At 63.0% G+C, this 23,838-nt stretch carries 25 protein-coding genes and 1 pseudogene; 15 read left to right on the top strand and 11 right to left on the bottom strand.

Going from position 1 to position 23,838, the window contains the following annotated elements; translation table 11 throughout:
- The first annotated feature begins 15 nt into the window (after window positions 1-15).
- From FA04_RS04530 to FA04_RS04515, 4 genes are all read left to right on the top strand, one after another.
- Complete coding sequence (locus FA04_RS04530) at window positions 16-885, top strand: 23S rRNA (adenine(2030)-N(6))-methyltransferase RlmJ (protein WP_034803845.1); 870 nt, start codon at window positions 16-18, stop codon at window positions 883-885.
- Window positions 886-936: 51 nt separating this feature from the next.
- Window positions 937-1,377, top strand: coding sequence for a hypothetical protein (locus FA04_RS04525; RefSeq protein WP_034803848.1), 441 nt, complete (start codon window positions 937-939; stop codon window positions 1,375-1,377).
- Between the two features lie 2 nt (window positions 1,378-1,379).
- Window positions 1,380-2,096 (top strand): ribonuclease T2 family protein, encoded by a 717-nt coding sequence (locus FA04_RS04520; protein ID WP_082572950.1) that lies wholly within the window; start codon window positions 1,380-1,382, stop codon window positions 2,094-2,096.
- Between the two features lie 61 nt (window positions 2,097-2,157).
- Entirely contained in the window at window positions 2,158-2,748 is a 591-nt protein-coding gene (locus tag FA04_RS04515; RefSeq protein ID WP_034803852.1) for a glutathione S-transferase, read from the top strand.
- Window positions 2,749-2,808: 60 nt separating this feature from the next.
- On the opposite strand, the gene FA04_RS04510 is transcribed toward FA04_RS04515, so the two are convergent.
- Window positions 2,809-3,447 (bottom strand): outer membrane protein, encoded by a 639-nt coding sequence (locus FA04_RS04510; RefSeq protein WP_034803854.1) that lies wholly within the window; start codon window positions 3,445-3,447, stop codon window positions 2,809-2,811.
- Window positions 3,448-3,815: 368 nt separating this feature from the next.
- Between FA04_RS04510 and FA04_RS04505 the strand changes: the two genes are divergently transcribed.
- From FA04_RS04505 to FA04_RS04485, 5 genes are all read left to right on the top strand, one after another.
- Window positions 3,816-4,580: an SDR family oxidoreductase gene (locus FA04_RS04505; RefSeq protein WP_034803857.1), complete on the top strand. Its 765-nt coding sequence runs from the start codon at window positions 3,816-3,818 to the stop codon at window positions 4,578-4,580.
- Window positions 4,577-6,601 carry an excinuclease ABC subunit UvrC gene (gene uvrC, locus FA04_RS04500; RefSeq protein ID WP_034803860.1) on the top strand — a complete coding sequence of 675 codons (2,025 nt, stop codon included), beginning with the start codon at window positions 4,577-4,579 and terminating at the stop codon, window positions 6,599-6,601. Before FA04_RS04505 ends, uvrC begins: the two co-directional genes overlap by 4 nt.
- 129 nt (window positions 6,602-6,730) lie before the next feature.
- Window positions 6,731-7,318 carry a CDP-diacylglycerol--glycerol-3-phosphate 3-phosphatidyltransferase gene (gene pgsA, locus FA04_RS04495; protein WP_034803862.1) on the top strand — a complete coding sequence of 196 codons (588 nt, stop codon included), beginning with the start codon at window positions 6,731-6,733 and terminating at the stop codon, window positions 7,316-7,318.
- Window positions 7,315-7,575: a molybdopterin converting factor subunit 1 gene (gene moaD / locus FA04_RS04490; RefSeq protein WP_034803865.1), complete on the top strand. Its 261-nt coding sequence runs from the start codon at window positions 7,315-7,317 to the stop codon at window positions 7,573-7,575. The genes pgsA and moaD overlap by 4 nt, the downstream gene beginning before the upstream one ends.
- Before the next feature lie 4 nt (window positions 7,576-7,579).
- Window positions 7,580-8,044 (top strand): molybdenum cofactor biosynthesis protein MoaE, encoded by a 465-nt coding sequence (locus tag FA04_RS04485; protein WP_034804281.1) that lies wholly within the window; start codon window positions 7,580-7,582, stop codon window positions 8,042-8,044.
- Window positions 8,045-8,060: 16 nt separating this feature from the next.
- Here FA04_RS04485 and FA04_RS04480 read toward each other — a convergent pair whose 3' ends face one another.
- The gene (locus FA04_RS04480; RefSeq protein WP_034803868.1) at window positions 8,061-8,957 is read right to left on the bottom strand and encodes a branched-chain amino acid ABC transporter permease; all 897 of its coding nucleotides are present in this window, start codon (window positions 8,955-8,957) and stop codon (window positions 8,061-8,063) included.
- Window positions 8,958-9,024: 67 nt separating this feature from the next.
- On the opposite strand from FA04_RS04480, the gene FA04_RS04475 reads away from it, so the two are divergent.
- Together FA04_RS04475 and FA04_RS04470 are read left to right on the top strand one after the other, a co-directional pair.
- On the top strand, window positions 9,025-9,585 hold the full coding sequence (locus FA04_RS04475; RefSeq protein WP_034803871.1) for a CGNR zinc finger domain-containing protein: 561 nt from the start codon (window positions 9,025-9,027) through the stop codon (window positions 9,583-9,585).
- Entirely contained in the window at window positions 9,582-10,091 is a 510-nt protein-coding gene (locus FA04_RS04470) for a hypothetical protein (protein ID WP_034803874.1), read from the top strand. The genes FA04_RS04475 and FA04_RS04470 overlap by 4 nt, the downstream gene beginning before the upstream one ends.
- A gap of 91 nt (window positions 10,092-10,182) precedes the next feature.
- Here the strand turns inward: FA04_RS04470 and ndk are convergent, their stop codons facing one another.
- Both ndk and FA04_RS04460 read right to left on the bottom strand, forming a co-directional pair.
- Entirely contained in the window at window positions 10,183-10,605 is a 423-nt protein-coding gene (gene ndk, locus FA04_RS04465; RefSeq protein WP_034803877.1) for a nucleoside-diphosphate kinase, read from the bottom strand.
- A gap of 102 nt (window positions 10,606-10,707) precedes the next feature.
- Complete coding sequence (locus FA04_RS04460; protein ID WP_034803880.1) at window positions 10,708-11,397, bottom strand: glutathione S-transferase family protein; 690 nt, start codon at window positions 11,395-11,397, stop codon at window positions 10,708-10,710.
- 148 nt (window positions 11,398-11,545) lie between these two features.
- Here FA04_RS04460 and FA04_RS04455 point away from each other — a divergent pair.
- Window positions 11,546-12,042: pseudogene (locus FA04_RS04455) on the top strand (DinB family protein).
- Here FA04_RS04455 and FA04_RS04450 read toward each other — a convergent pair.
- The gene (locus FA04_RS04450) at window positions 12,028-14,628 is read right to left on the bottom strand and encodes an AMP-binding protein (protein WP_034803882.1); all 2,601 of its coding nucleotides are present in this window, start codon (window positions 14,626-14,628) and stop codon (window positions 12,028-12,030) included. The pseudogene FA04_RS04455 and the gene FA04_RS04450 overlap by 15 nt on opposite strands.
- 277 nt (window positions 14,629-14,905) lie before the next feature.
- Here FA04_RS04450 and FA04_RS04445 point away from each other — a divergent pair, with 277 nt between their 5' ends.
- Complete coding sequence (locus FA04_RS04445; RefSeq protein ID WP_034803886.1) at window positions 14,906-15,979, top strand: GGDEF domain-containing protein; 1,074 nt, start codon at window positions 14,906-14,908, stop codon at window positions 15,977-15,979.
- Between the two features lie 10 nt (window positions 15,980-15,989).
- Here FA04_RS04445 and FA04_RS04440 read toward each other — a convergent pair whose 3' ends face one another.
- The 3 genes from FA04_RS04440 to FA04_RS04430 all read right to left on the bottom strand — a co-directional run bounded on the left by FA04_RS04440 (window position 15,990) and on the right by FA04_RS04430 (window position 17,240).
- A complete protein-coding gene (locus tag FA04_RS04440) occupies window positions 15,990-16,442 on the bottom strand; it encodes a MarR family winged helix-turn-helix transcriptional regulator (RefSeq protein ID WP_034803889.1) in 453 nt (150 codons plus the stop codon).
- 90 nt (window positions 16,443-16,532) lie between these two features.
- Window positions 16,533-16,808 (bottom strand): hypothetical protein, encoded by a 276-nt coding sequence (locus FA04_RS04435; protein ID WP_051659663.1) that lies wholly within the window; start codon window positions 16,806-16,808, stop codon window positions 16,533-16,535.
- A gap of 144 nt (window positions 16,809-16,952) precedes the next feature.
- Window positions 16,953-17,240, bottom strand: a complete 288-nt coding sequence (locus FA04_RS04430) for a hypothetical protein (RefSeq protein WP_034803904.1) — start codon at window positions 17,238-17,240, stop codon at window positions 16,953-16,955.
- A gap of 312 nt (window positions 17,241-17,552) precedes the next feature.
- On the opposite strand from FA04_RS04430, the gene FA04_RS04425 reads away from it, so the two are divergent.
- Window positions 17,553-19,442, top strand: coding sequence for an ABC-F family ATP-binding cassette domain-containing protein (locus FA04_RS04425; protein WP_034803907.1), 1,890 nt, complete (start codon window positions 17,553-17,555; stop codon window positions 19,440-19,442).
- A gap of 32 nt (window positions 19,443-19,474) precedes the next feature.
- Here FA04_RS04425 and FA04_RS04420 read toward each other — a convergent pair whose 3' ends face one another.
- Window positions 19,475-20,317, bottom strand: coding sequence for a GNAT family N-acetyltransferase (locus FA04_RS04420; protein ID WP_034803909.1), 843 nt, complete (start codon window positions 20,315-20,317; stop codon window positions 19,475-19,477).
- Window positions 20,318-20,541: 224 nt separating this feature from the next.
- Between FA04_RS04420 and FA04_RS04415 the strand changes: the two genes are divergently transcribed.
- The gene (locus FA04_RS04415) at window positions 20,542-21,468 is read left to right on the top strand and encodes a Gfo/Idh/MocA family protein (RefSeq protein ID WP_034803912.1); all 927 of its coding nucleotides are present in this window, start codon (window positions 20,542-20,544) and stop codon (window positions 21,466-21,468) included.
- A gap of 73 nt (window positions 21,469-21,541) precedes the next feature.
- Here the strand turns inward: FA04_RS04415 and FA04_RS04410 are convergent, their stop codons facing one another.
- Window positions 21,542-21,991, bottom strand: a complete 450-nt coding sequence (locus tag FA04_RS04410; RefSeq protein ID WP_034803915.1) for a DNA polymerase III subunit chi — start codon at window positions 21,989-21,991, stop codon at window positions 21,542-21,544.
- Window positions 21,992-22,032: 41 nt separating this feature from the next.
- A complete protein-coding gene (locus tag FA04_RS04405; RefSeq protein WP_034803917.1) occupies window positions 22,033-23,526 on the bottom strand; it encodes a leucyl aminopeptidase in 1,494 nt (497 codons plus the stop codon).
- Window positions 23,527-23,838: the final 312 nt, after the last annotated feature.

Genomic DNA, 23,838 nt, shown 5'->3' with positions numbered 1-23,838 from the left:
CCATCGGCGGCGCTCATGAACTATCGGCACATCTATCACGCAGGCAATTTTGCCGACGTCCTGAAGCACGCAGTGCTGGCACGGCTCGTCACCTACCTCCAGCAGAAGGAGAAGGCGTTCCGTGTTCTCGATACCCATGCGGGCATCGGGCTCTACGACCTCTCCAGCGAGGAAGCGCAGAAGACCGGCGAATGGCGCGACGGCGTCGGCCGGCTGCTCGAGGGCGAACTGCCGCCGGAGATCGCGGTGATCCTCGCCCCGTACCTGTCCTCCATCCGCGCGCTGAACCCCGGCTCCGAGCTGACGCTCTACCCTGGCTCGCCGAAGCTCGCGCGCATGCTCTTCCGACCCCAGGACCGGCTTTCGGCGATGGAGCTGCATCCGGACGACTACGAAACGCTGCACCGGCTGTTCGACGCCGATTTCCAGAGCCGCGTCACCGAGCTCGACGGCTGGCTGGCGCTGGGCGCGCACCTGCCGCCGAAGGAAAAGCGCGGATTGATTCTCGTCGACCCACCCTTCGAAAAGGAGGGCGAATACGAACGGCTGGTGGATGGCCTTGCGCGCGGCTACCGCCGCTTTACCGGCGGCGTCTATTGCCTGTGGTATCCCCTGAAGCAGGGCGCGCCGATCAAAGCGTTTCATGAGGCGCTGAAGGCGCTGGACATCCCGAAGATGCTCTGCGCCGAACTGTCCGTCAGAAGCGACCGGGAAACCACAGGGCTTTCCGGTTCCGGCCTCATCATCGTAAACCCGCCCTTCACGCTGAAGAGCGAGCTCGACCTGCTGCTGCCGTTCCTGAAAAGCCGGTTGGGGCAGGATCGTTTCGCGTCCAGTCGCTGCTTCTGGCTGCGCGGGGAAGAACAGACAACCCGAGGGGCTTGACGGACGGGCGCGACGCACCGCAATCTCATGCGACGACATAGGGAGACGCCCATGACTCGCACGCTCGCCGCCACGCTTCTCATTTCGCTTTCCCTCGCCGGCGCTACGGCGCCGGGCGCCATTGCCGCCGACTACATCGGCAGCAGCCAGGCGCAATCCTACAACGCCGGGGTCTGCAGTGAATCCTCGGTTCTCGGCTTCATCACATCCCGTTTCGAGTATCGGGATGCAAACTACCTGCACGCCAATCTCTCGATCGCCGAGATCCGCGACATGGGGCAGAATCGGCAGGAGTTCCGCGACGAGACGCATCTCGTCGAGCGTGAATATTGCTACGGGACCGCTGTGATGACCAACGGCGAACAGCGTGCGCTCTATTACCTCATCGAACGCCCGTGGGGCTTTGCCGGCGTCGGCAGAAGCATCGAGTTCTGCGTCGGCGGCCTCGATCCCTGGTATGTCTACGGCGCCTATTGCGCCTCGCTCCGTTAATCATGAGATCATTCCGGAAAACGCGCCGGCTTCTGCCGGCGCTTTTCGTTGCAGCAGCCCTCGTTGGCTGCAGCGATCAGAACACTGAAAAGGCGCCGACGGCGACGGGAACGCAAGCCACGAAGGCGGCCGTTACGGTGCCGGTCGGCAGCGGCTTCGATTTCTATGTGCTCTCGCTTTCCTGGTCGCCGACCTGGTGCGGCGACAATGACCCCAAGGGAAAATCCAGCCAGTGCGAAGTCGGCGGCAATCGCGGCCTGATCGTGCATGGCCTGTGGCCGCAGAACGAACGGGGTTATCCGGACTTCTGCCCGACACGACAGTCCGATCGCGTGCCGTCGTCGCTCGGCAAGCAATATCTCGACCTCATTCCATCGATGGGCCTGATCGGCCACCAATGGCGCAAGCACGGGACCTGCTCCGGCCTCAGTCAGGAGGAATACTTCGCCGTCACGCGCGCGGCCTGGGACCGGCTGACGCTGCCATTGGAGCTCGCACCTCCCCCGCAAGAAAAGGGCCTGCGCGTCGCCGCCATCGAAGATGCGCTCGTTGCCAAGAATCCCGGCATGACGAAGGACGCGGTCGCCGTGACCTGCGAGGGTAGTCGGCTCGAGGAAATCCGGATCTGCTTCGACAAGTCGCTCAATTTCCGCGCCTGCCCGGCGGTCGATCGCCAGGCCTGCCGAAAGGAAAGCGTGTCGCTGCCCCCGGCGCTTTGACCAGCCGCAGAAGGCACCTGTCAGAAACCCATCTCGCAATCCCTGGAAGGAAAGACGCCCGATGAAGATCTTGTACTCGCCCGCCTCGCCCTATTCGAACAAGGTGCGCATGGCGGCGCATTATGCGGGCTATGCGGCCGAAAGTGTCTTGACCGACACCAATGCCAACCCGCCGGAGCTGATCGACAACAATCCGCTCGGCAAGATCCCGACGCTGATTCTCGACGACGGACGGGCGCTCTACGACAGCCGTACCATCATGCATTTCATCGACCGGGAGACCAAGGGCAAGCTCTATCCCAGGAACGCCGAAAAGCGCACCGACGTCGAGTTGCTGGAAGCGCTATGCGACGGCGTCTGTGACAGCCTGCTGTCGATCGTCTACGAGAAACGCTCCCATCCGCCGGAAAAGGTGCACCAGCCCTGGATCGACCGGCAATGGGAAAAGGTCGAGCGCAGCCTCGACCATCTGAATGCCAACCTGCCGAAGACCGGGGCCAAGCTCAATGCAGGCCATTTCGCACTCGCGGCGATGCTGCGCTACATCGAGCTGCGGTTTGCCGGCGAATGGCAGAAGGGGCGCGCCAAGCTGAAGAACTGGCCGGCGAAGTTCGAAAAACACTTCCCGGATTACCCCAAGTTCAAGGCCTAACGTGCAGACACAAAAAAGGCCGGGTCTCCCCGGCCTTTTCTTTGATCCGGCAGAAGCCGATCAGAACTTCACGCCCATACCGACTTTAACAGCGTGCTCGTCGTAGCCGGACGAGACCTTGGTGCTGCCCATGCGGAAGTCCTTCGAACCGTAGTCCGTGTAACGGTACTCGACGCGTGCGGTGATGTTGTCGGTGACGAAGGTTTCAGCACCGACGCCTGCGGTCCAGCCGACCATGGTGTTCTTGTCGGAAGCGCCGCCGACGGTGCCCTTGGTCTGGCCGACGGCAAGACCTGCGGTACCGTAGACGAGGACCGGGTTCAGATCGACACCGACGCGGCCGCGGAGCGAGCCGTTGACGCCCTGCTTCATGCGCAGGTTGCCCTTAGTCGAATCCTGGCCGGAGTAACCGATATCGGCTTCGCCGCCGTATACCATCTGGCCGTCCTGAACGTTGTAGCCACCATAGAGGCCGCCGCCGAAGCCGGCTGCGGTGTTGCTGCCGGTCGCATCGTGCTGGCCATGCTTCCAATCGGCGGTGCCACCGACATAGGCGCCGGACCAGTTCTTGACTGCCGGCTCGCTGTATTCGGCCTGCGGAGCTGCCGGAACTTCGTCGATCGCGTCTGCAGCCTGGGCGGCCTGGAAGGCGATGAGGGACATAGCCGAAGCCATGAGGGTGGTGGTGAGCGTACGCATAAACATTCTCCTTTTCGTCCCGATGCGCCGAGGGCTTGGGGTCCCACAGTGAAACATCAGGCAACTCTTAATTTAACCCGCCCGGTTGAGCTGAAATTGGCCAGCAAATGCGGATTCACAAGAGCCAAAATGTGAAATTTTGGTGGCACAAACGCGCCCGAAGTTTGATGTTGCTTTGGCGCCACAGGATATTTGTTAACCATAAATCAAGATTAACGAAAGCTATACTATAAGTACGCAAAATAATACAATTTACGCCAATTCCATTAATTTTTGGGCAAGGAATCGTCAGGGAGTGTTTCAGCCCCGCGTTTCTTCCCTATATCTTCGTCCGCTGACGCGAAGATTCGAAAAAGCGGGATGAAACGTTGAAGAAAGCACTGAAGGCGGCTCTCGTAACCGGGGGCGCCAAGAGGATCGGTAAAGCTATAGTGGAGGACCTGGCCGCCCACGGCTTTGCGGTCGCCATTCATGCCGATGCCTCGTTTGACGAAGCGCGGGCCCTGGCCGAAACCCTGAAGAAGACGGGAACGAATGCCGTCGCGATTCGAGCCGACCTTACGGATACGGGCGCGACATCGACACTGATCGAGCGCGCGACAGCAGCGCTCGGGCCGATCGATCTGCTCGTCAACAATGCGTCGCTGTTCAAGAAGGATAGCCTCGATGCCTTCGACGAAGAGGTCTGGGACCAGCATTTCGCGCTGCATGTGAAAGCCCCTTCCCTGTTGGCGCGCGATTTCGCCGCGCAACTGCCGGCCAAGGCCAGCGGGCTCATCATCAATGTGATCGACCAGCGCGTCTGGGCTCCCAATCCGCGCTTTTATTCCTATATGTTGTCCAAGTCGGCGCTTTGGACGGCCACCCGGACGATGGCGCAGGCACTCGCCCCGCGCATCCGCGTCAACGGCATCGGCCCCGGACCGACGCTGCCGAACGAACGGCAGGACCCGAAGGATTTTGAGGCGCAGGTCGATGCGCTGATCTTGAAGCGCGGGCCGACGCTCGACGAATTCGGACGGACGATCCGCTTCCTGTTCGACACGCCGTCGATTACCGGACAGATGATTGCGCTGGACGGGGGCCAGCACCTCGCCTGGGAAACGCCCGACATCAGGGAGATAGTGGAATGAATGGACGCGTGCCGGCCGACGGCGGCATCCTTTATGATGGCAGCGAAGCGGAAGACGACGACGACCTGATCGAAGTGTCTGACGGGAGCGGCATTGCGGCCGTCGTCGAGTGGCACGAGAATCACTCGGAGACCGAGGGACTGAAGGGCGCAGAGTTGATCCAGGCCTTCGTCAAGCTGCTGCCGAATGGCCCCGGCGTCTATCGCATGTTCAACGAGGCCGGCGACGTTCTCTATGTCGGCAAGGCGCGCAGCCTGAAGAAGCGCGTCAGCAACTATGCCCAGGGGCGCGGCCATTCCAACCGCATCGCCCGCATGGTGCGCGAGACCGCGAACATGGAGTTCGTGACGACGCGCACCGAGATCGAGGCGCTGCTGCTCGAAGCCAACCTGATCAAGCGCCTGAGGCCCCGCTTCAACGTGCTTTTGCGCGACGACAAGTCGTTTCCCTATATCCTGGTGACCGGCGACAGCCGTGCACCGGCACTCTACAAGCATCGCGGCGCACGCAGCCGCAAGGGCGACTTCTTCGGTCCCTTCGCGTCCGCCGGCGCGGTCGGCCGCACGATCAATTCGTTGCAGCGCGCCTTTTTGCTTCGGACCTGCACCGACAGCGTCTTCGAGACGCGCACGCGCCCCTGCCTGCTCTACCAGATCAAGCGCTGTTCGGCGCCCTGCACCGGCGAAATCAGCGATCAAGGCTATGCGGAACTCGTTCAGGAGGCTAAGGACTTCCTCTCGGGCAAGAGCCAAGCGGTGAAGGCGACGATCGCCGCCGCCATGGGCGAGGCAGCCGAGAACCTCGACTTCGAAAGGGCAGCGCTTTACCGCGACCGCCTCGCCGCACTCAGCCACGTCCAGAGCCACCAGGGCATCAACCCCTCTGGTGTCGAGGAAGCCGACGTCTTTGCGATCCACCACGAGGGTGGCATCTCCTGCATCCAGGTGTTCTTCTTCCGCACCGGGCAGAACTGGGGCAACCGCGCCTATTTCCCGAAGGCCGACCCGTCGCTGCCGACGGCCGAGGTGCTCTCGCAATTCCTCGCACAGTTCTACGACGACAAGCCCTGTCCGCGGCAGATCCTGCTTTGCGAAGCGGTGGAAGAGCAGGAACTGCTCGGCCAGGCGCTGAGCGAAAAATCCGGATACAAGGTCGCGATCCAGGTGCCGCAGCGCGGCGAAAAGAAGGATCTCGTCGATCACGCGCTCGCCAATGCGCGCGAGGCGCACGGCCGCAAGTTGGCAGAAACGGCCTCGCAGTCGCGCCTGCTCGAAGGCTTCTCGGAAACCTTCAAGCTGGAGCGCACGCCGCGCCGCATCGAGATCTACGACAACTCGCACATCATGGGCACCAATGCCGTCGGCGGCATGGTGGTGGCGGGGCCGGAAGGCTTCGTCAAAGGCCAGTACCGCAAGTTCAACATCAAATCGACCGACATCACCCCGGGCGACGACTTCGGTATGATGCGCGAAGTGATGACGCGGCGGTTCTCGCGGCTGCTGAAGGAAGAGGGCAAACCGGACCGGAGCGCGGAGGTCGGTGACGATGCCGCTTTCCCCGCCTGGCCCGACGTCATTCTCATCGACGGCGGTCAGGGACAGATGACCGCGGTGCGCGCCATCCTCAAGGAGCTCGATGTCGAGGACTGCGTGACGGCGATCGGCGTCGCCAAGGGCGTCGATCGCGACGCCGGCCGCGAACGCTTCTTCGCGCTCGGTCGCGACAGCTTCACGCTGCCGCCGCGCGATCCGGTGCTCTATTTCATCCAGCGGCTGCGCGACGAGGCGCACCGTTTCGCGATCGGCTCGCATCGGGCTCGCCGCAAAAAGGAGATGGTCAAGAACCCGCTCGACGAGATCGCCGGCATCGGGCCGACGCGCAAGCGCGCGCTGCTCACGCATTTCGGCACCGCCAAAGCCGTCTCGCGCGCCGGCATCAACGACCTGATGGCCGTCGCCGGGATTTCCGAAACGGTGGCGCGGCTGGTCTACGAACATTTCCACGACGATGCCGGGAAATGAAAACCTGATGTCACAATTCACCCGGCGTTCACATGCGATAGGGCAAATATGACAGTTGACGACGATGACCTGTTGACCTCCGGCCAGCAAAGTCATTTCTGTACCTGACGAACCAGAGAACACGAATCCATGCCCACGCCCGTCGCCTACAGCATCCCGAACCTGCTCACCTACTTCCGCATCCTGATCGTGCCGCTGATCGTCCTTTGCTTCTTCGTCGAAGGACGGCTGCACAGTTCGGACTTCGCGCGCTGGACGGCAGTGGCGCTTTTTGCCGTTGCCTCGATCACCGATTTCTTCGACGGCTATCTAGCGCGCATCTGGAAGCAGACATCGAACATCGGCAAGATGCTCGATCCGATCGCCGACAAGCTGCTGGTCGCCTCCATCCTGCTGCTCGTCGCCGCCGACGGCACGATCGCCGGCTGGTCGATCTGGGCTGCGATCATCATTCTGTGCCGTGAAATCCTGGTCTCGGGCCTGCGCGAATATCTGGCGGCGCTGAAGGTCAGCGTTCCCGTTACCCGCATCGCCAAGTGGAAGACGACGATCCAGATGGTCGCCATCGCCTTCCTGCTTGCCGGCCCGGCCGGCGACAAGATTTTGCCCTATACGACGGAAGCCGGTATCGTGCTCCTGTGGATTGCCGCCGCGATCACGCTCTATTCGGGCTACGATTACTTCCGCGCCGGCCTCAAGCACGTGGTCAACGAATGAGCACCGTCAACCTGGTCTATTTCTCATGGGTGCGCGAGCGTATCGGCAAGGGCGAGGAAACCCTCGACCTTCCCGCCGGTGTCGTCACCATTGCCGATCTGCTTCAGCACCTGAAGACGCTCGGCGAGGAATACGAGGCGGCGCTCGAACATGAAAACGTCATCCGCGCGGCCATCAACCAGGAACATGTCGACCACAAGGAGCCGATCGCCGGCGCCCGGGAGATCGCCCTGTTTCCGCCGATGACGGGTGGCTGAGGCCATGCGCGCGCCGGTGACCGTGCGCGTCCAGCGCGAGGATTTCGACCTCAATAGCGAGGTCGCCAAGCTTTCGGCCGGGCGTGCCGACATCGGCGCCATCACCACCTTTTCCGGGCTTTGCCGCGACGAGGCAGGCACGCTTGCCGCCCTCGAACTGGAACACTACCCCGGCATGGCCGAGGCGGAGATCGAACGCATATGCCAGGAGGCGGTCGAGCGCTTCTCGCTCCAGGCGGCCACCGCCATCCACCGCTACGGCAAGATCCTTCCCGGCGAGAACATCGTGCTTGTCGTTGCCGCCTCGCGGCACCGGCAGGCCGCCTTCGACGGCGCCAACTTCATCATGGATTTCCTGAAGACATCGGCTCCCTTCTGGAAGAAGGAACATTTGGGCGACGGCACGACCGGCGGCTGGGTCAGCGCCAAGGATGCCGACGACACCGCACGGGACCGCTGGTCGAAGTAGCCGCCGTTCCTTGAGGTCAGGGAATGACCTTCTCCTTGCGCGTCACCGCCAGCACGATCACCAGAAATCCGAAGATCGCAAAGTCGCGCCAGAGGATCGGCCCATAGGCGCTCCATAGCGTTTCGAGCAGGCCGACCGCGGCAGCGCCGAGGGCTGCATAGAGCGGCGAGGCCTGGCCGCCGATGGCGGCGATGAACAGTACCTTGACGCCGAAAGTAAGCCCCGTGCCGAAATCCATGTTGCCGTAGTAGGACGCGGCGAGGATGCCGCAAAGGGCAGCAATCAGGGACGCCGCGCCATAGGCGGCGATGTAGACAGTGGCCGCGTCAACCCCGCAAAGCGCTGCAGCCCCCCGGTCTTCGGAGACGGCCCGCCAGAACCGCCCTGCCCGCGAATGGGTCAGGAACCAGTGCCCGGCCGCCACCAACGCCGCCATCAGCGCGGTATCGCCGAGTTGGATGACGGTCAACGTGACCGGGAAACGCGGATCATCCCAGAAGACGATGTTGGCATTGAGGAACGGCGGCAGCCACAGGCTGCGGGTCTCCGAGGCAAGCCGTGCCGTCTCCATCAGCACCAGCAGGCAGCCGAGCGAGGCGACGACGACGGTGTTGGCCGACGAGAAGGCCAACGGCCGCATGACATACCGCCCGGCGACGAGCCCGGCACCAACACTGAAAGTCAGGGCAGCCGCCGTACCGAGACCAAGGGCGGCCGGAAGCACCAGCCACAGCCGGTCCCAGCCGAAAGCAGCAAACAGCACAAAGATCTGGCCCGAGAAGGCAAAGAGCGCACCATAGGTGAGATCGGCCCGGCGGGTCACGGCAAAGGCGATCGCGTAGCCAAAGGCCAGCGCCGCGTAGAGCGCTGCGACGGGAACGGCATTGGCGAGCTGCTGCAGAAAATAGAGCATGGCGCATCCGGAGCGTGACAAGATCAATATAACTGGTAAAATCCATTTTACCAGTTAGGATTTTTGCATGACCTTCACCTGGACAGCCCATCGATTTGCCGGCGGCGCCCTGGCACTGGATGTCGCCAATTCCATCGTCCTGCGTTTCGATCCCGAACGCCGGATCGACCGCTTCGCCGATGTCGTCGCACTCCATTCCTTTGCAGAAGCCGCCAACCGCTACAGCGCGGAGAGTGTACGCTTCGGCGCGCTTGCGCCTGTCGCCGCGGAGAACCGTGACCGGCTCTTGCAGTTGCGCGAAGCGACCGACCGGCATTTTCGCGCAGAGATCTCGGACACAGGCCGGCCGGAACTGTTGGCGGATCTGCTGGAAGCCATCGCCGGCGTCTTGCGCGGCTCGACGCACCAGGGCGGCCTGCTTTCGCTCGACACCGCAACGGCGCAATCGGCGCTCACGCTTGCCGCCAACCCCGAGCCCGATCGGCTGAAGATCTGCCCGAATTGCGGCTGGCTGTTTCTCGACCGCAGCCGCAACCGCAGCCGCACCTGGTGCGACATGGCCGTCTGCGGCAACCGCACCAAAGCCAAGCGCCACTATCACCGCAACAGGGAAGAAGCAGGCCCATGACAAGGACATTCGGGATCTTGGCCACACTTGCCATCGCACTTGCCGCTGCGGCATGTCAGCGCGAGAGCGGCCCGGATCCGCTGAAGCTGACGGGCAAGATGTTCGTCTTCAACTACCGCCTCGCCTATGCGACCTACATGGTCACGCTGACCAAGGCCGAGGCGGTGCCCGACGGCAGCATCGTGGTGGCGCGCTTCGAAAATCCGGCCGGCGGCGACGCGCTGACACTGGAGCGCAAGCTCTTTCCGAAGTTGGAGAAGGTGGTGCTGGAAAGCCCCGATGTCACCTGCGTGAAGAAGGATCGCCCCTATACGGTGTCGATCGAGGTCAAAGGCCCCGAAGGCCAGTCACTGCAGAAGCTTGAGACCACCGTCGTCTCCGATGTCGATCAGGACATCATGCCGGCCAAACCGCTGGTCGAGGGCCCGGCCTACGACAAGAACCCGGCGGTCTTCAGCGGCGGCAAGGCACCAGCCCATTTCGAGACCGCGAAGTGCCCCGTCTGAGAGACCGGGCAACAAAAAACCGGAGCGTTTCCGCTCCGGCTCAAATCCTGAGTCAATTCAAGCCGCTATGGCTCGAACCGAAGATTTTGAATCAGCCAACGATCTCGGTGCCCGAGAACCAGTAGGCGATTTCTTCAGCAGCGGTTTCCGGAGCATCCGAACCGTGAACCGAGTTTTCGCCGATCGAGAGAGCGTGAACCTTGCGGATCGTGCCTTCGTCAGCGTTTGCCGGGTTGGTGGCGCCCATGACTTCGCGGTTCTTGGCGATTGCGTTTTCGCCTTCGAGAACCTGAACGATGGTCGGGCCGGAGGACATGAACTCGACCAGTTCGCCGAAGAACGGACGCTCCTTGTGAACGGCGTAGAAGCCTTCGGCTTCGCGACGGCTCATCCAGACGCGCTTGGAAGCGACGACGCGCAGGCCGGCATCTTCGAGCATCTTGGTGATGGCGCCGGTCAGGTTGCGCTTGGTCGCGTCCGGCTTGATCATCGAGAAGGTACGTTCAATAGCCATTGGCTCAAATCCCTTGTTTCTTGAGAAGTGGCGGTTCATTAGCCGCCAATTCCGCGCAAAACAAGGGGGTTCACCGATGATTCGGCTTAGGCCAGGCGGGTTTCACGCAGCCGTCACACTGCGCCCGAGCCCGCCATGCAGATCGAGGCAGCGCTCAAACCAGGCGGTGACGGGATCACCCGGCTGAAGCAGGCGCTGCGGCGAGACGATGCGCGCCCATTGAAACGCGCCGAAGACGATGTAGTCGGCGAAAAGCGGCGTTGCACCACCCAGAAAATCCTGAATCTTCAGCAGATGGCGCAAAGGCTCGAGCTTTTCCGAGAAGGTTGCGAGAGAGGATCCGCCACTTTCGGCCACGGCCTCGAGCGACGTGCCGAAGCGCTTTTCCCGGCTCTCGCGGAAATAGGCCTGATCGACGGGGTCCAGCCGGTCGTGAATGTCCCGGATAATGATGCGGGTGACGGCCGGGTGCAGCGTCGCCTGCGACCAACCCTCGACGAAGCGGGAGATCGCCATCGCCCCCTCGCCGGCAAAGAGCGCCGGACGGTCCGGATAGGTCCGTTCGAGATAAAGGGCGATCTCGAAGCTGTCCTTCACGAGCTTTTCTCCATCCCGCAGCAACGGCACCAGGTTCGTCGCCCCGTCCTCGATCGCTCGGATTTCGGTGAAACCGATCGGCACGGTGTCAAAGTCGAGCCCCTTGTGGGCCAGCGACATCGCGGTCTTCCACACATGCGGCGAGAAGGGACGCGCCCTGTCGGATCCACACAGCGAATAGAGCTTTCTAGTCATGCAAACTCTCCGGGACGATTGGCGTCCTCTTGAACGACATATCCGCCGCGTCATCAAATCAGTAAATTTCATGAATGATATCAGACACAGGAATGCGGTTCCGGGTTAGCGTCGCCATCCGCAACCGCAGCCATCAGGAAGGTAGCCGATGCTCGATCATTTTCGCATGTTCGCCGATTATAACCGCTGGGCGAACCGCCTCGTCTATGCTGCTGCTGCGGAGCTGACCGATGCCGAATTGCGGGAAAACCGCGGCGCCTTTTTCGGCTCACTGCTTTCAACCCTCAATCATATCCTCGTTGCCGACCGCATCTGGATGAAGCGCTTCACAGGCGAGGGCAATACCCCTGCTTCACTCGACACGACCCTGCACGAGGACCTCGCCGGGCTTACCGCCGCGCGGGCGGCCGAGGACGAACGCATCATCGCCTGGATCGACAACCTCAGCGACGAGCGCCTTGGCGCTTTGCTTAGCTACAGAACGCTCACCAATCCGGCGGCCGTCGCGCAGAGGCTGGCGCCGACGCTCGGCCACTTCTTCAACCACCAGACCCACCATCGCGGTCAGGCGCACGCGACGGGCGCCCGTCCCTGATACTGGACCTGGCCCAGTTTCTGAGGACCCAAGGATCACAGTGGGCGTAACGGCGAGCGTAACGCCTCGAAGCCGAACAGCCGCAGTGGCCGGATCTCACGCCCGCGCCATGCGGTAAGCTTCTTCAAGAGCTGACGCTGGCCGAGCCATGCGACGAGGCCGAGCGCCACGCCGCCGACGATCGACAGCAGCGAAAAAGCCGCCGGCGGCAAGGCCGGCTGCATCGGCACCATCAGCAATTCCGGCACGAAGCGGTGCAGGATGTAGATGTGGAAACCCGCCGCCGACAGGGGCAGGATGAGCTGAGCCGACCAGCGCGGCAGACTGACGCGTGGAAGGTAAAGCAGCGCTGCCAGGACGGCGATCTGCAGCAGATATTTGATCTTCGTGCCGATCCAGACTCCTTCGTAGAGGCCGAAGAACAGGAGGGCCCCCGTGCCGGCCAGCATCAACAGCAGCCGCTGCCTGGCCGTTTCCGCAACGGCGGCGCACCAGCCAATGACGGCGAGATAGAAGATCCATGGCAGCGTAAAGATCTGGCGATTGCCGATCGGCCAGACGAGTGGCAGCGCCAGACGGGTAACAAGCGCGGCCAGAAGCAAGGCCATCCCGGCGGCGAAGGGTTTTGCCGACACGAAACGGCGAAACTGCGGGACGGCAAAGAGCCCGACGAAGACCACCATCATCTGGCAATAGGCCTCGATGAACCAGTAGAGATAGGGCACCATGCCGTGCGTTTCCGGCAGGGCCACGCCGAAGTTGCCGACGAGAAAGACCGAGGCCCAGGGCACCTCACCCCAGGCGACCGCATAGGCCGCAACGATCAGATAATAGGGGATCAGCACCTGCGCGAGCGGCCGCAGGATCGCCCAGCCGTCGCCTGCAAGCAGCGCTCCCATCTGAAAGCGCGCAAGGCTGAAGCCGGCGAGAACGACCATTGCCGCCGACCCGCCGGGGATCGGCCACAGGACCTCGTGGTGCAGGACGACCAGAAGAATGGCAAGCGCACGGATCAAGAGGTCCGTGCCGATCCGTCGCGTGGCAGTCTCGCGCCGTTCCTGGAGCGATAGCTCGGCGATCGGCAAGGTCTCCCAGGTATCCGGAACTTGCCCCAGCGCCTTTTCCAGCCCGATCGACAGCTGAACGAAGCGCAAGGAATCGCCACCGAGCGAGACAAAGCTGTCGGACCGCTTCACCCGCTTCGGATAGAAGACCTGGGCAAAGAGCCCTTCGATACCGCCGTTATCATCACCGCCACTGGCCGCCGCCTGGCGGGCCGCCATGTTCAGCCCGTTGTAATCGATCTTGCCGCTGGCAAGCCGCGGCATCTCGGCAAGGGGCGTCGCCTTCAGGTGGGCCAATGTCAGCCCGCTTGCCTGCGCCAAGAGCCGCCTGATCTCTTCGGCATCGCGGCTGCCGGCGTAAAAGGCGTGAAGGCCGGCATCGTCGCCGACGACGGCAGCGGTGATGCCGCGCGCCTCGAGCCCCGCTTCCAGCACATCGTGCGCGATCCTGAACCCGGCGATCTTGGAGATCCGCTTCATGCGGCCGACGATCTGGAACAGGCCGTCGGCATGGCGCATGGCGAGGTCGCCGGTCCGCAATTCGGCAAGGTCGGCGCCGCGGCAGAGGTCATGCCGTGAAATGGCATAGCCCATCATGACGTTCGGGCCGCGATAGACGAGTTCGCCAGCCACGCCGTCGCTTTCGATCGGCACGCCGCTCTCGCTCACGATCAGAAGGCGTCCACCTGGAATGGCGACGCCGATCCTGTCCTCGTTGCCGGAAAGCTGAGCCGGCGGCACATAGGCGATGCGGGCGGTGGCCTCGGTCTGGCCGTACATGGCGAAGAAAGCCACACCCTGGGTGCCGAGATGGTCGTTGTAGAGTCGGATAACATCAGCGCTCAAGCGGCCACCGGCGACAGTCATGAAACGCAGCTTGGCGAAGCGACGGTCGCGGAAGCCCACTTTTTCCAGCAGCTCGTAGGAGTAGGGCACGCCCGAGAGGTTCGTGCTTCCGCTTTCCGCGAGACCATCGAGAAAACCGGCATCGAGGATGGAGCCGCCGGGAATATAGAGGCTGGCGCCGACGGCCAGGTGAGAATTCAGCACCGACAGGCCGTAGGAATAATGGAGCGGCAGGATCAGGCAGCCGCGATCTTCCGCCGTCAGGCCGAGATAGTCCGCGATCGCCACAGCGTTGGCGGAAATGTTTTCCCGCGAGAGACGCACGGCCTTGCCGCAACCGGTGCTGCCCGATGTCGAGAGCATGACGGCCAGTTCGTCATGGGGCGTCCGATCGCCTTGTCGCAGATGCTCCGTGCGCCAGCGGCCATCGATGCGACGGAAGCCGAAGTCTGGCTCGAAGGCATCGACCCAGGAGCCGGCAGCGCCGTTCTTCGGGGCTTGCATGGCGACGGCATGCCCGGCGGCGAGCGCTGCCAGATAGGCGACAATCGCATGCTCGCAAAGCTCGGCCTCGATCGTTACCAGCCCGCGCGGACCGCGAAAGGCAAGTGCCTGGCGGGTGACCCGCTCATGGAGTTCGCGATAGGTGACGATCCGTTGCCCGGAAAAGACCAGCGCCGGCCGGTCGCCCCATTTCGCCAGATCCGCAATGAACGAGAGGGACATGCTTGACCGTCGCTGTTTGCCCGGGCTCGATGCCCGATTTAGCAGCGCCGAATATAATTGGTGACTAAAGGCGTCAAGTATAAAGATGGCGACAGTTGACGACCGTCCATTCCCCGCGACATGCGGTTGCAGTGGACGGAGGACCGATGGAATTTAGCAACCATACCGGGCGGGAATCGCCCAGAGCCCGAAATCTTCAGACTCCCTTAAATGCAGCCTTCTCATAGTGGCGGCTTATCAAGCCAGAGATCGAGAAGCGACCGGGGGCCACGACAGAATGAACAGGCAAGTTCCAGCGGATGCCAGCCGATCGCAGGCAAGGCAGGCGGCGATCATTCTGAAGGTGGCGCATGCGATGTCGGCGCACGGGATCGCGGCCCTGCCCCGCAATTACGAGCTTGTCTACGAGGCGCTATCCGGTCGCCTGCCGGAGCTTTCCCGCGAACTCGCCGCACTCGGGCACAACCCGCAGCAGGATGCGCTGGATGCCCTGGGTCTCAGGCATCACCTCATCTCCCATGCAGCACTTGCCGCGGACCGCGCGAGAGCCGCGGGCCAGGAAGCGCTTGCCGAGATTGCCGGAAAGCTCAGGCTCGCCTTGCTGCAGAAACAGAGCTTCAAGGATGAACTGGACCATTTCGCCGGCCGCCTGGCCACGGACCCCGTTGCAGGCATGTCCGAATTCGCCGACGACGCCGCGCGACTGCGGGAAGCGGCTGGCCGTTTGACGAATGAAGAAGGCGCTCTCCAGCAGGCGCTGGAAACCAGCATGACACGTCTCGCCGAACTCGAAGGCGAGCTTGCCGAAAGCCGGCGATCCCTGACCCGCGACCCGGCCACGGGCCTGCCGAACCGCCTGGCGCTGACGGCAAAACTCGACTCGATCCTCGAAGCGGAACGGGCAGACCAGCCGGTTGCCCTGCTTCTTGCCTCGGTGGAAGGGCTGCGTGAAATGGCGGAGCACCACGGCGGCACGGTCGCCGCGAAGGCGCTTTCCAAGCTCTCGACGCTGTTTCGCAAGTCGATCAAGAAGGACGATTTCGTCGCCCGCGTGGGCCAGCAGGAGTTTGCCTTCGTGTGCCGGGATGTCAGCACCGAAAATGCCGAGGCCATTGCCCGGCGTCTGCGGCAGTCGGTGAAGGAACTGACGGTCACCCTCCCCGGACGGGCGCACACGGCCGAGACGCTTTCGCTTGCGGCCGGCATCACCCTTGCGCAACCGGCATCGACGAGCGCCGATCTGCTGACCCAGGCGGAGCAGGCCCTCGCCGGCGCACGCGATGGCGCCGGCATCCTGTGCTATTCGGCGGCCCTCGGCCGCGGCAGGGGCTACGGCCAGAGCGCCGCTTGACGCTTGCAAATCAGGCGGCGTCCGGGTGACGGCTTTCGTCGATTTCCGACGCCCTTTCACGCAGACAGCCGAGCAGCCGGAAGAATTCGGTGCGTTCACAATCGTCGAGCGCTGAGAACAGCTCATCGATCGTGCGATGGCGCGGCTGCAGTGCCGCCTCCAGCGCCAGCCGACCGCGGTCGGTGATCGAGATGATCTTCGCGCGGCGGTCTTCCGGATCCGGTTCGCGCAGGACCATGCCGCCCCGCTCCAGGCCATCGATCGCTTCGGTGACGGTTCTGGCCGCAAAGCCGAGCGCCGAGGCGATATCCGCGCAGCGACAGGGGCCGAGCGTGTTCAGATAAAACAGGAATTTGCTGCGCGCGAGCGAAACGCCTTCCTCCGACATCGATGCGTTCACCAGGCGATGAACGCAGTGGTAGAGCTCGAAGAGCCGCTCGGCGACTTCGACTTTTTCTGTCATGGCAATGTACCTCATTTGGCAACGCCAAAACGAAACAACCCGGCCCCGCGTGGGCGGGACCGGGTTGTTCGGTCAACCGTCTGGCGTGACTTACTGCTTGTTTTGGTCGGCCTCGCCGAAAGCCCTGGCGCCGCCATTGGCGATCGCGCCGCTTGCCGTCTTGTCGACGGATCTGTCTTCGATGCCCGCATAGTAGTCGCCGCGGCTTGCGGTCGCGGACACGCCGGTGCCGGCGGAGGCTTCGGCGCGGCCGGTAAAGAGCGGCGTGGAGCTAACGCCCTCGTAGTAGCTTCCGCCTGCGACAGCGGCGGACGCGCCGCCGAGCATGGCCGCCGCAACGAGGATTGCGGCAAAGGACTTCTTCATCAATCTGTTCCTTGGTGGAGGTAGAAGGTCGGGGACTAGGCCCGCATAGGCGCTTGGGGTCGCCTCATAGGATCATCACGGTGATCCATCAAATCCCTTGAAATGGGGTGCGGGCCAAAACCCGCGCCCCCTCATTCATCGCCGTTAGCGCGAAATGCCCTGGTAGTATTCGCCTTCGCCGCCGATCACGCTCTTCGGCGCGACGCTGAAGTTTGCGACCGAGCCGGTGTTGGTGCGATCGACATAGCCGGCTTCGGAGCTGCCGATGGTGAAGGACGACTTGCCGGTGACGGCCGGCGTGCGCTCGGTATAGAGCGGGGTCGGGCTGACGCCTTCATAGTAGCTGCCGCCGGCAAAGGCAGCAGAAGCGCCACCGAGGATAGCGGTTGCAACGAGAGCGGCGGAAAGAGCGGTCTGGATTGCGGTTTTCATGGTCTTTGCTCCTGGGAGGCTCGTTCGGCTGAACGAGGTTTCATCAAAAATGTCCTTGGCCGGATCGGTCGTCCCTCGGAACGCGGGGCCTCTGCCACTGGCGTTCGGTCGATCGAGGCGGTCAGAAGAGCGTTCCCCGCCCTTCCGTTGTTGAGATGGTCCCTCACGATGAGGATGTGTAGTATCGATTGTCGGAACGCCTTGTTCAAAAATCGATAACAATGACCTCTTGAATTCCCGACCCGCCACAGCGGTGGCAACAGCACGCCGACACCTCTTGCCTTCCCGGCCAAGTCCGGGCAAAAGGCCGCAATGATCCAGATTTCCGGCCTTTCCGCCCGCATCGCGGGACGTCTCCTCATCGAAAACGCATCCGTGACGCTTCCGGCGGGCACGAAGGCGGGGCTCGTGGGCCGAAACGGCGCTGGCAAGTCCACGCTGTTTCGCATCATAACCGGCGAATTCGCGTCGGAAGCCGGCACGATCGCGCTACCCAAAAACGCGCGCATCGGCCAGGTCGCGCAGGAAGCGCCCGGCACAGAAGAACCGCTGATCGAGATCGTGCTCAAGGCGGACAAGGAGCGCACGGCGCTGGTCGCCGAAGCCGAAACCGCGACCGATCCGCACCGGATTGCCGAGATCCAGACTCGGCTTGCCGACATCGGCGCCCATTCGGCCGAAGCGCGTGCTGCAAGCATTCTCGCCGGCCTCGGCTTCGACCATGAAGCACAGCTGCGTCCCGCCTCGTCGTTTTCCGGTGGCTGGCGGATGCGGGTGGCGCTTGCGGGCGTACTCTTTTCCGAGCCGGATTTGCTGCTGCTCGACGAGCCGACCAACTATCTCGACCTTGAAGGCACGCTGTGGCTCGAGGACTACATCCGCCGTTATCCGCACACGGTCATCATCATCAGCCACGACCGCGACCTCTTGAACACGGCGGTCAACGCCATTGTGCATCTCGACCAGAAGAAGCTCACCTTCTATCGCGGGCCCTACGACCAGTTCGAGCGGCAGAAGGCGGAAGCCGACGAGTTGCAGATGAAGGCGAAGGCCAAGAACGATGCGGCGCGTAAGCACCTGCAAAGCTTCATCGACCGCTTCAAGGCCAAGGCCACCAAGGCGCGCCAGGCGCAAAGCCGCGTCAAGGCGCTGGAGCGCATGGGAACGATTGCGGCCGTGATCGAAGATCATGTCCAGGGCTTCTCCTTCCCGGATCCGGAGAAGGAAGCGGCTTCGCCGATCATCGCCGTCACCGGCGGTACCGTCGGCTACGAGCCCGGCAAGCCTATCCTCAAGCGCTTGAACCTGCGGATCGACACGGACGACCGGATCGCGCTGCTCGGCTCGAACGGCAACGGCAAGTCCACTTTCGCCAAGTTCATCTCGGGTCGCCTCGCGCCTGAGGCGGGCGAACTGAAGATCGCTCCCAATCTCAAGGTCGGCTTCTTTGCCCAGCATCAGCTCGACGACCTGATCCCGACGCAAAGTGCGGTCGAGCATGTGCGCCGGCGCATGCCGGAAGCGCCTGAAGCCAAGGTGCGCTCACGCGTGGCGCAGATGGGGCTTGCGACGGAAAAGATGGAAACGCCCGCCAAGGATCTTTCCGGCGGCGAAAAGGCGCGGTTGCTGATGGGCCTTGCCGCCTTCGACGCGCCGAACCTTCTGATCCTCGACGAGCCGACCAACCACCTCGACATCGACAGCCGCAACGCGCTGATCACCGCACTCAACGACTATTCCGGCGCCGTGATCCTGATTTCACACGACCGGCACCTGATCGAAGCGACGGCCGACCGGCTGTGGCTGGTGCGCGACGGTACCGTGACGAGCTATGACGGCGACCTCGAAGATTACCGCAGCCTGATTGTCGGTGGCCCCAAGGCGAAGGACGAGAAGCCGAGGCCGACCGGTGTCGACGACAGCCTTTCGAAGGCGGACCAGCGCAAGGTCAATGCCGACAAGCGCGCCTCGCTGGCGCCGCTCCGCAAGAAGATCAACGAAATCGAATCCTTGACCGGAAAGCTGGAGAAACTGATTCAGGCACTTGATGTGGAACTTGCCGATCCGGCGCTCTACGAAAAGTCGCCGGCCAAGGCTGCACAAAAGGCCAAGGAACGCTCCGACGCGGCAGCGAAACTCACGCATGCCGAAGAGCAATGGCTCGAACTTTCCGCCGAATATGAAGACGCGATGGCCGGCTGACAGAAGCCGGCCCCGCCGTCGCCTCCCCTCCGTCAGCCCAGCTCGAAAGTGGTAATTCCGTCAATTCGCGCCAGCGGCAGCCCCGGATCCGGCCCACGATACATGCGCGCGGTCTCAAACACGGGCTTGAGATTGTAGCGATCGCAAAGTGCCTTGGCCGAGGCGTTCGGTTCAGGGATATCGAGGTATACTTCGCTGCCGTTGACGCCGGCGGCAAGCTTGCGAAAGACCAGATCGGCGCCGGTCTCGGTGTCGGAAAAGAGCGGCCCGATTTTGAAGCCGTTGCGGCAGGCCCGGATCGTCCCATAGGCCGCCACCGCGCCATCGCGCAGCAGCAAGACGCTGCGCCGCCCGTCGCTCGCCTTCAGCCACTCGCGCAGAAACACCTCGCGACGCGCCGGGACGAAGCGGCGATCATAGTCGATGAGGAGCGGCATGTGCACCGGCGCGACCTCCAGCAGATCCGCGCCCGGCGGCTCGACCACGTCGATGATGCCGCCGTAGCGGATGTTCGCGTGGGCGTAGACGAAGCCGGACCGGCTATAGTTCTCCTGCTGCGCGACCACACCGTCCAGACCGACGATGCGCCGATCGGCAACCGACATCGCCTGTTGCCACAGCTGTCGGCCGATGCCCCTGCCACGATGATCCGGCCGGGTGATGAAGAAGCCGAGAAAGCCGAAGCTTTCGTTGTACCGCGCCAGTGAGATCGCGGCGACCGGCGCCCCCTCTCCATCCGCCACCCAATAGCCCTCGGGGTCGGCTGCCCAGAAAGGCCCCGCGTCGCCGAGGCCGGGGTTCCACCCCTCTTCCGCGGCCCACTCGATCATGATGTCGAGGTCGGCTCGGCTTGCCCGACGGATCTGCTGCTGCATCGTTCACTCCTCGTTCGGGTGGTCAGACCACCCATGTCAGTCCAGTTGACGGCACGGCATCGCACGTCCATCGGTAGAGTTAGTGCGGCGACGTTGAGAGGGAATGACAATCTGTCGATTCCATCGACATCGATGTCATAGCCGTGGGCGGAGCGGCGGCTTGCTCCCGGTGTGCAATCTGCTACAAGAGCCGACAATAAGTCATACAAATCGAGCGGAACACCATGGCCCCCATCAAAATTGCGCTTGTCGGCATCGGCAAGATCGTTCGCGACCAGCACCTTCCGGCGATCGCCAAGAACAGCGACTATCAGCTGATTGCCGCCGCGAGCCGACATGGGACGGTCGACGGCATCGACAATTTCAAATCGATCGAGGCGATGCTCGACGCGGTTCCTGCGATTGAAGCCGTGTCGCTCTGCATGCCGCCGCAGTATCGCTACGAGGCAGCTCGCGTCGCGCTCGACGCCGGTAAGCACGTGTTTCTGGAAAAGCCGCCGGGCGCGACGCTCAGCGAGGTCGCGGACCTCGAGGCGCTGGCAGCATCGAAGGGGCTGTCGCTGTTTGCAAGCTGGCACTCCCGCTACGCGCCGGCCGTGGAAGCTGCAAAGTCCTTCCTGGCAACGACGACGATCAAGGATGTCCAGGTCATCTGGAAGGAAGACGTGCGCCACTGGCACCCGAACCAGGAATGGATCTGGGCGGCCGGGGGCCTCGGGATCTTCGATCCGGGCATCAACGCGTTGTCGATCGTCACCCACATCCTGCCACGCCCGCTGTTCGTAACGTCGGCCGTGCTCGAATTCCCCGAAAATCGTGACGCGCCGATCGCCGCCAACATCACCTTCACCGACGGCCAAAAATTGCCGGTCGCGGCGGAATTCGACTGGCGCCAGACCGGCAAGCAGAGCTGGGACATCGTTGCCCGCACGGCGGCGGGCGAGATGGTGCTGTCGGAAGGCGGCGCCAAGCTCTCCATCGACGGCAAGCTCGTGCACGAGGAGCCCGAGCAGGAATATCCGATGCTCTACCGGCGCTTCGCCGAAATCGTCAAAGCCGGGAAGTCGGACGTCGATCTGGCGCCGTTGCGCCACGTCGCAGATGCCTTCATGCTCGGCAAGCGCAAGTTCGTCGAGGCCTTCCACGACTGATCTTCCGGACATGCCGGAAACAAAGAGCCCGCGGTCTCGGCCGCGGGCTTTTTTTGTCGTAACGCTTGTAAACTCAGGCCTTCTTTTCCCAACGGCCGTCGCGGTTCTGCTGCCAGTAGGTCAAGGTGTGCCCCTCGCCCTTCAGCCGCTTCCAATGGCCGCGCGCGCCTTCGAGCTGTTCCTGGTCGTAGCCGTCGAACATGAAGACGATGCGCTCATAGGCCGAAACGTCAGGTGGGCTCGCGCCATCGATGACGAAACGCACCGTCGCCGCATTGGCATTGCCATCGTCGGCGACGAGCAACACCGGTTGGTCCGCAGCAAAGTCGCCGGCGTCAGTGCCATGCGGCAGGAAACTCTCGTCGCGATAGACCCAGAGATGCGTATCGAGCGCATCGCGGCGGTCTGCATCGACCGTCTGTACGACCACGCGCCAGCCGCGCTCGACACTCTTGTCGAGCAGCGGCGGCAGCGCGTCTTCCAGCTTCGATTCCGTCAGGTGGTAGAACAGGATCTCGGTCATGCCGATTGCCTCCCGCCTTTCATCACGTCCGGCATTGCCGATCAGGCCTCGTAGCTCGCCCGCACCAGCTCATCGAGCAGCCGCACGCCGAAGCCCGAACCCCAGGACTGGTTGACCTCGTCGGTCGGCGCACCCATCGCGGTGCCAGCGATGTCGAGATGCGCCCAGGGGGTATCCTTGACGAAGCGCTTGAGGAACTGCGCCGCGGTAACCGCGCCACCGTGGCGGCCGCCGGTGTTCTTCATGTCGGCGAACTTGCTGTCGATCATCTTGTCGTATTCCCGGCCGAGCGGCATGCGCCACAGGGGCTCGTGCGTCGCGATGCCGGCGGCAAGAAGCTGCCCCGCCAGACGGTCGTCGTTGGAGAACAGGCCGGCATGATGCGTTGCAAGTGCAACCATGATCGCGCCGGTCAGGGTCGCGAGATCGATGATCGCCTGCGGCTTGAAGCGATCGTTGCAGTACCAGAGCGCATCACACAGCACGAGACGGCCTTCGGCGTCGGTGTTGATCACCTCGATCGTCTGGCCGGACATGGAGGTCACGATATCACCCGGGCGCTGCGCACTGCCGTCGGGCATGTTTTCCACAAGGCCGATGATTCCGATGGCGTTGACCTTGGCTTCGCGGGCGGCGAGCACGTGCATGAGGCCGGTGACGGCGGCCGCACCACCCATGTCGCCCTTCATTTCCTCCATGCCGGCAGCCGGCTTGATCGAGATGCCGCCGCTGTCGAAGACGACGCCCTTGCCGACGAAGGCAAGCGGACGGTCCTTGGACTTGCCGCCCTTCCACTGCATGATGACGAGGCGCGGTGGGCGGCTCGACCCTTGCGCGACGCCGAGCAGCGCGCCCATGCCGAGCTTCTTCATTTCCTTTTCGGTGAGGATCTCTACCTCGACGCCGAGCTTTTCCAGCTCCTTCGCCTTGGCGGCAAACTCGACCGGGCCCAGCACGTTGGCCGGTTCGTTCACCAGATCGCGGGCGAGAAACACGCCTTCGGCAACGGCCTGCGCCGCCGTGAACGCCTTTTTCGCCGCGATGACCGTGCCGGTGACGATCGTCACCTTGGTCGGCTTGCCGGATGGCTTCGCGTCGTCGTCGGCCTTCTTGGTCTTGTAGCTGTCGAAGGCGTAGGCATTCATCTCCATGCCGAGTGCGAAGTCCGCTGCCGCCTTTCCGGTCACGTTGGCGTCGGGCGCGTCGATGAAGACCGTCACCTTGTCGACCGAACCAAGCTTCGCAGCGACGGCTCCACCGGCCTTCAGCCAGTCATGGTCCGTCAGCGCATCCGCGTCTCCAAGACCGAGCACGACGATTCGATCGGCGGGCGAGCCGTGCGGCGCGACGATGTCGAGGGAGGAGAATGCCTTGCCGGTAAACTTCTTGATCTTCGCCGCCCTTGCGATGACGTTCTCGGGGTCGGCGACATCGGCGCCGGCAGCCGCCGACGCGCCCGCGCTCTTCAGCAGAACGGCGACGCCACCGCTCGGCTTATGGGACTTGGCAAAGGTGAACTCAAACTTCATCGACATTGAAAACTCCGGGTATTTCCTGTCTGGACGCAACCCTTTGGATCGAATGGATCTTTCCGGGAGATCGAGCGCCAGCCCAAGGGGATCTAGGCCGCACAACGCAACCGGACGACACGGCAAGGCTTATGGCAAGCCGGCCTGTTACCGGGCGGTTACAGTGGCAAATATTCGCATCATTCGCCACCGTCAAAGCTGTTGCCGGCACCCTTCTCGCTTTTCAACCGCTTGGCAAGATGCCCGCAGATGTTTACATGCGGTTAACCGAGGTTCTTCGCCTTAAATTATCCCTGTTGCTGCACAATTCGAGCAGCA

Origin of the sequence: Ensifer adhaerens (assembly GCF_000697965.2) — a bacterium.
In the GTDB taxonomy this organism is placed as follows: Bacteria; Pseudomonadota; Alphaproteobacteria; order Rhizobiales; family Rhizobiaceae; genus Ensifer; species Ensifer adhaerens.
This window is presented reverse-complemented; position numbering and strand designations above follow the sequence as displayed.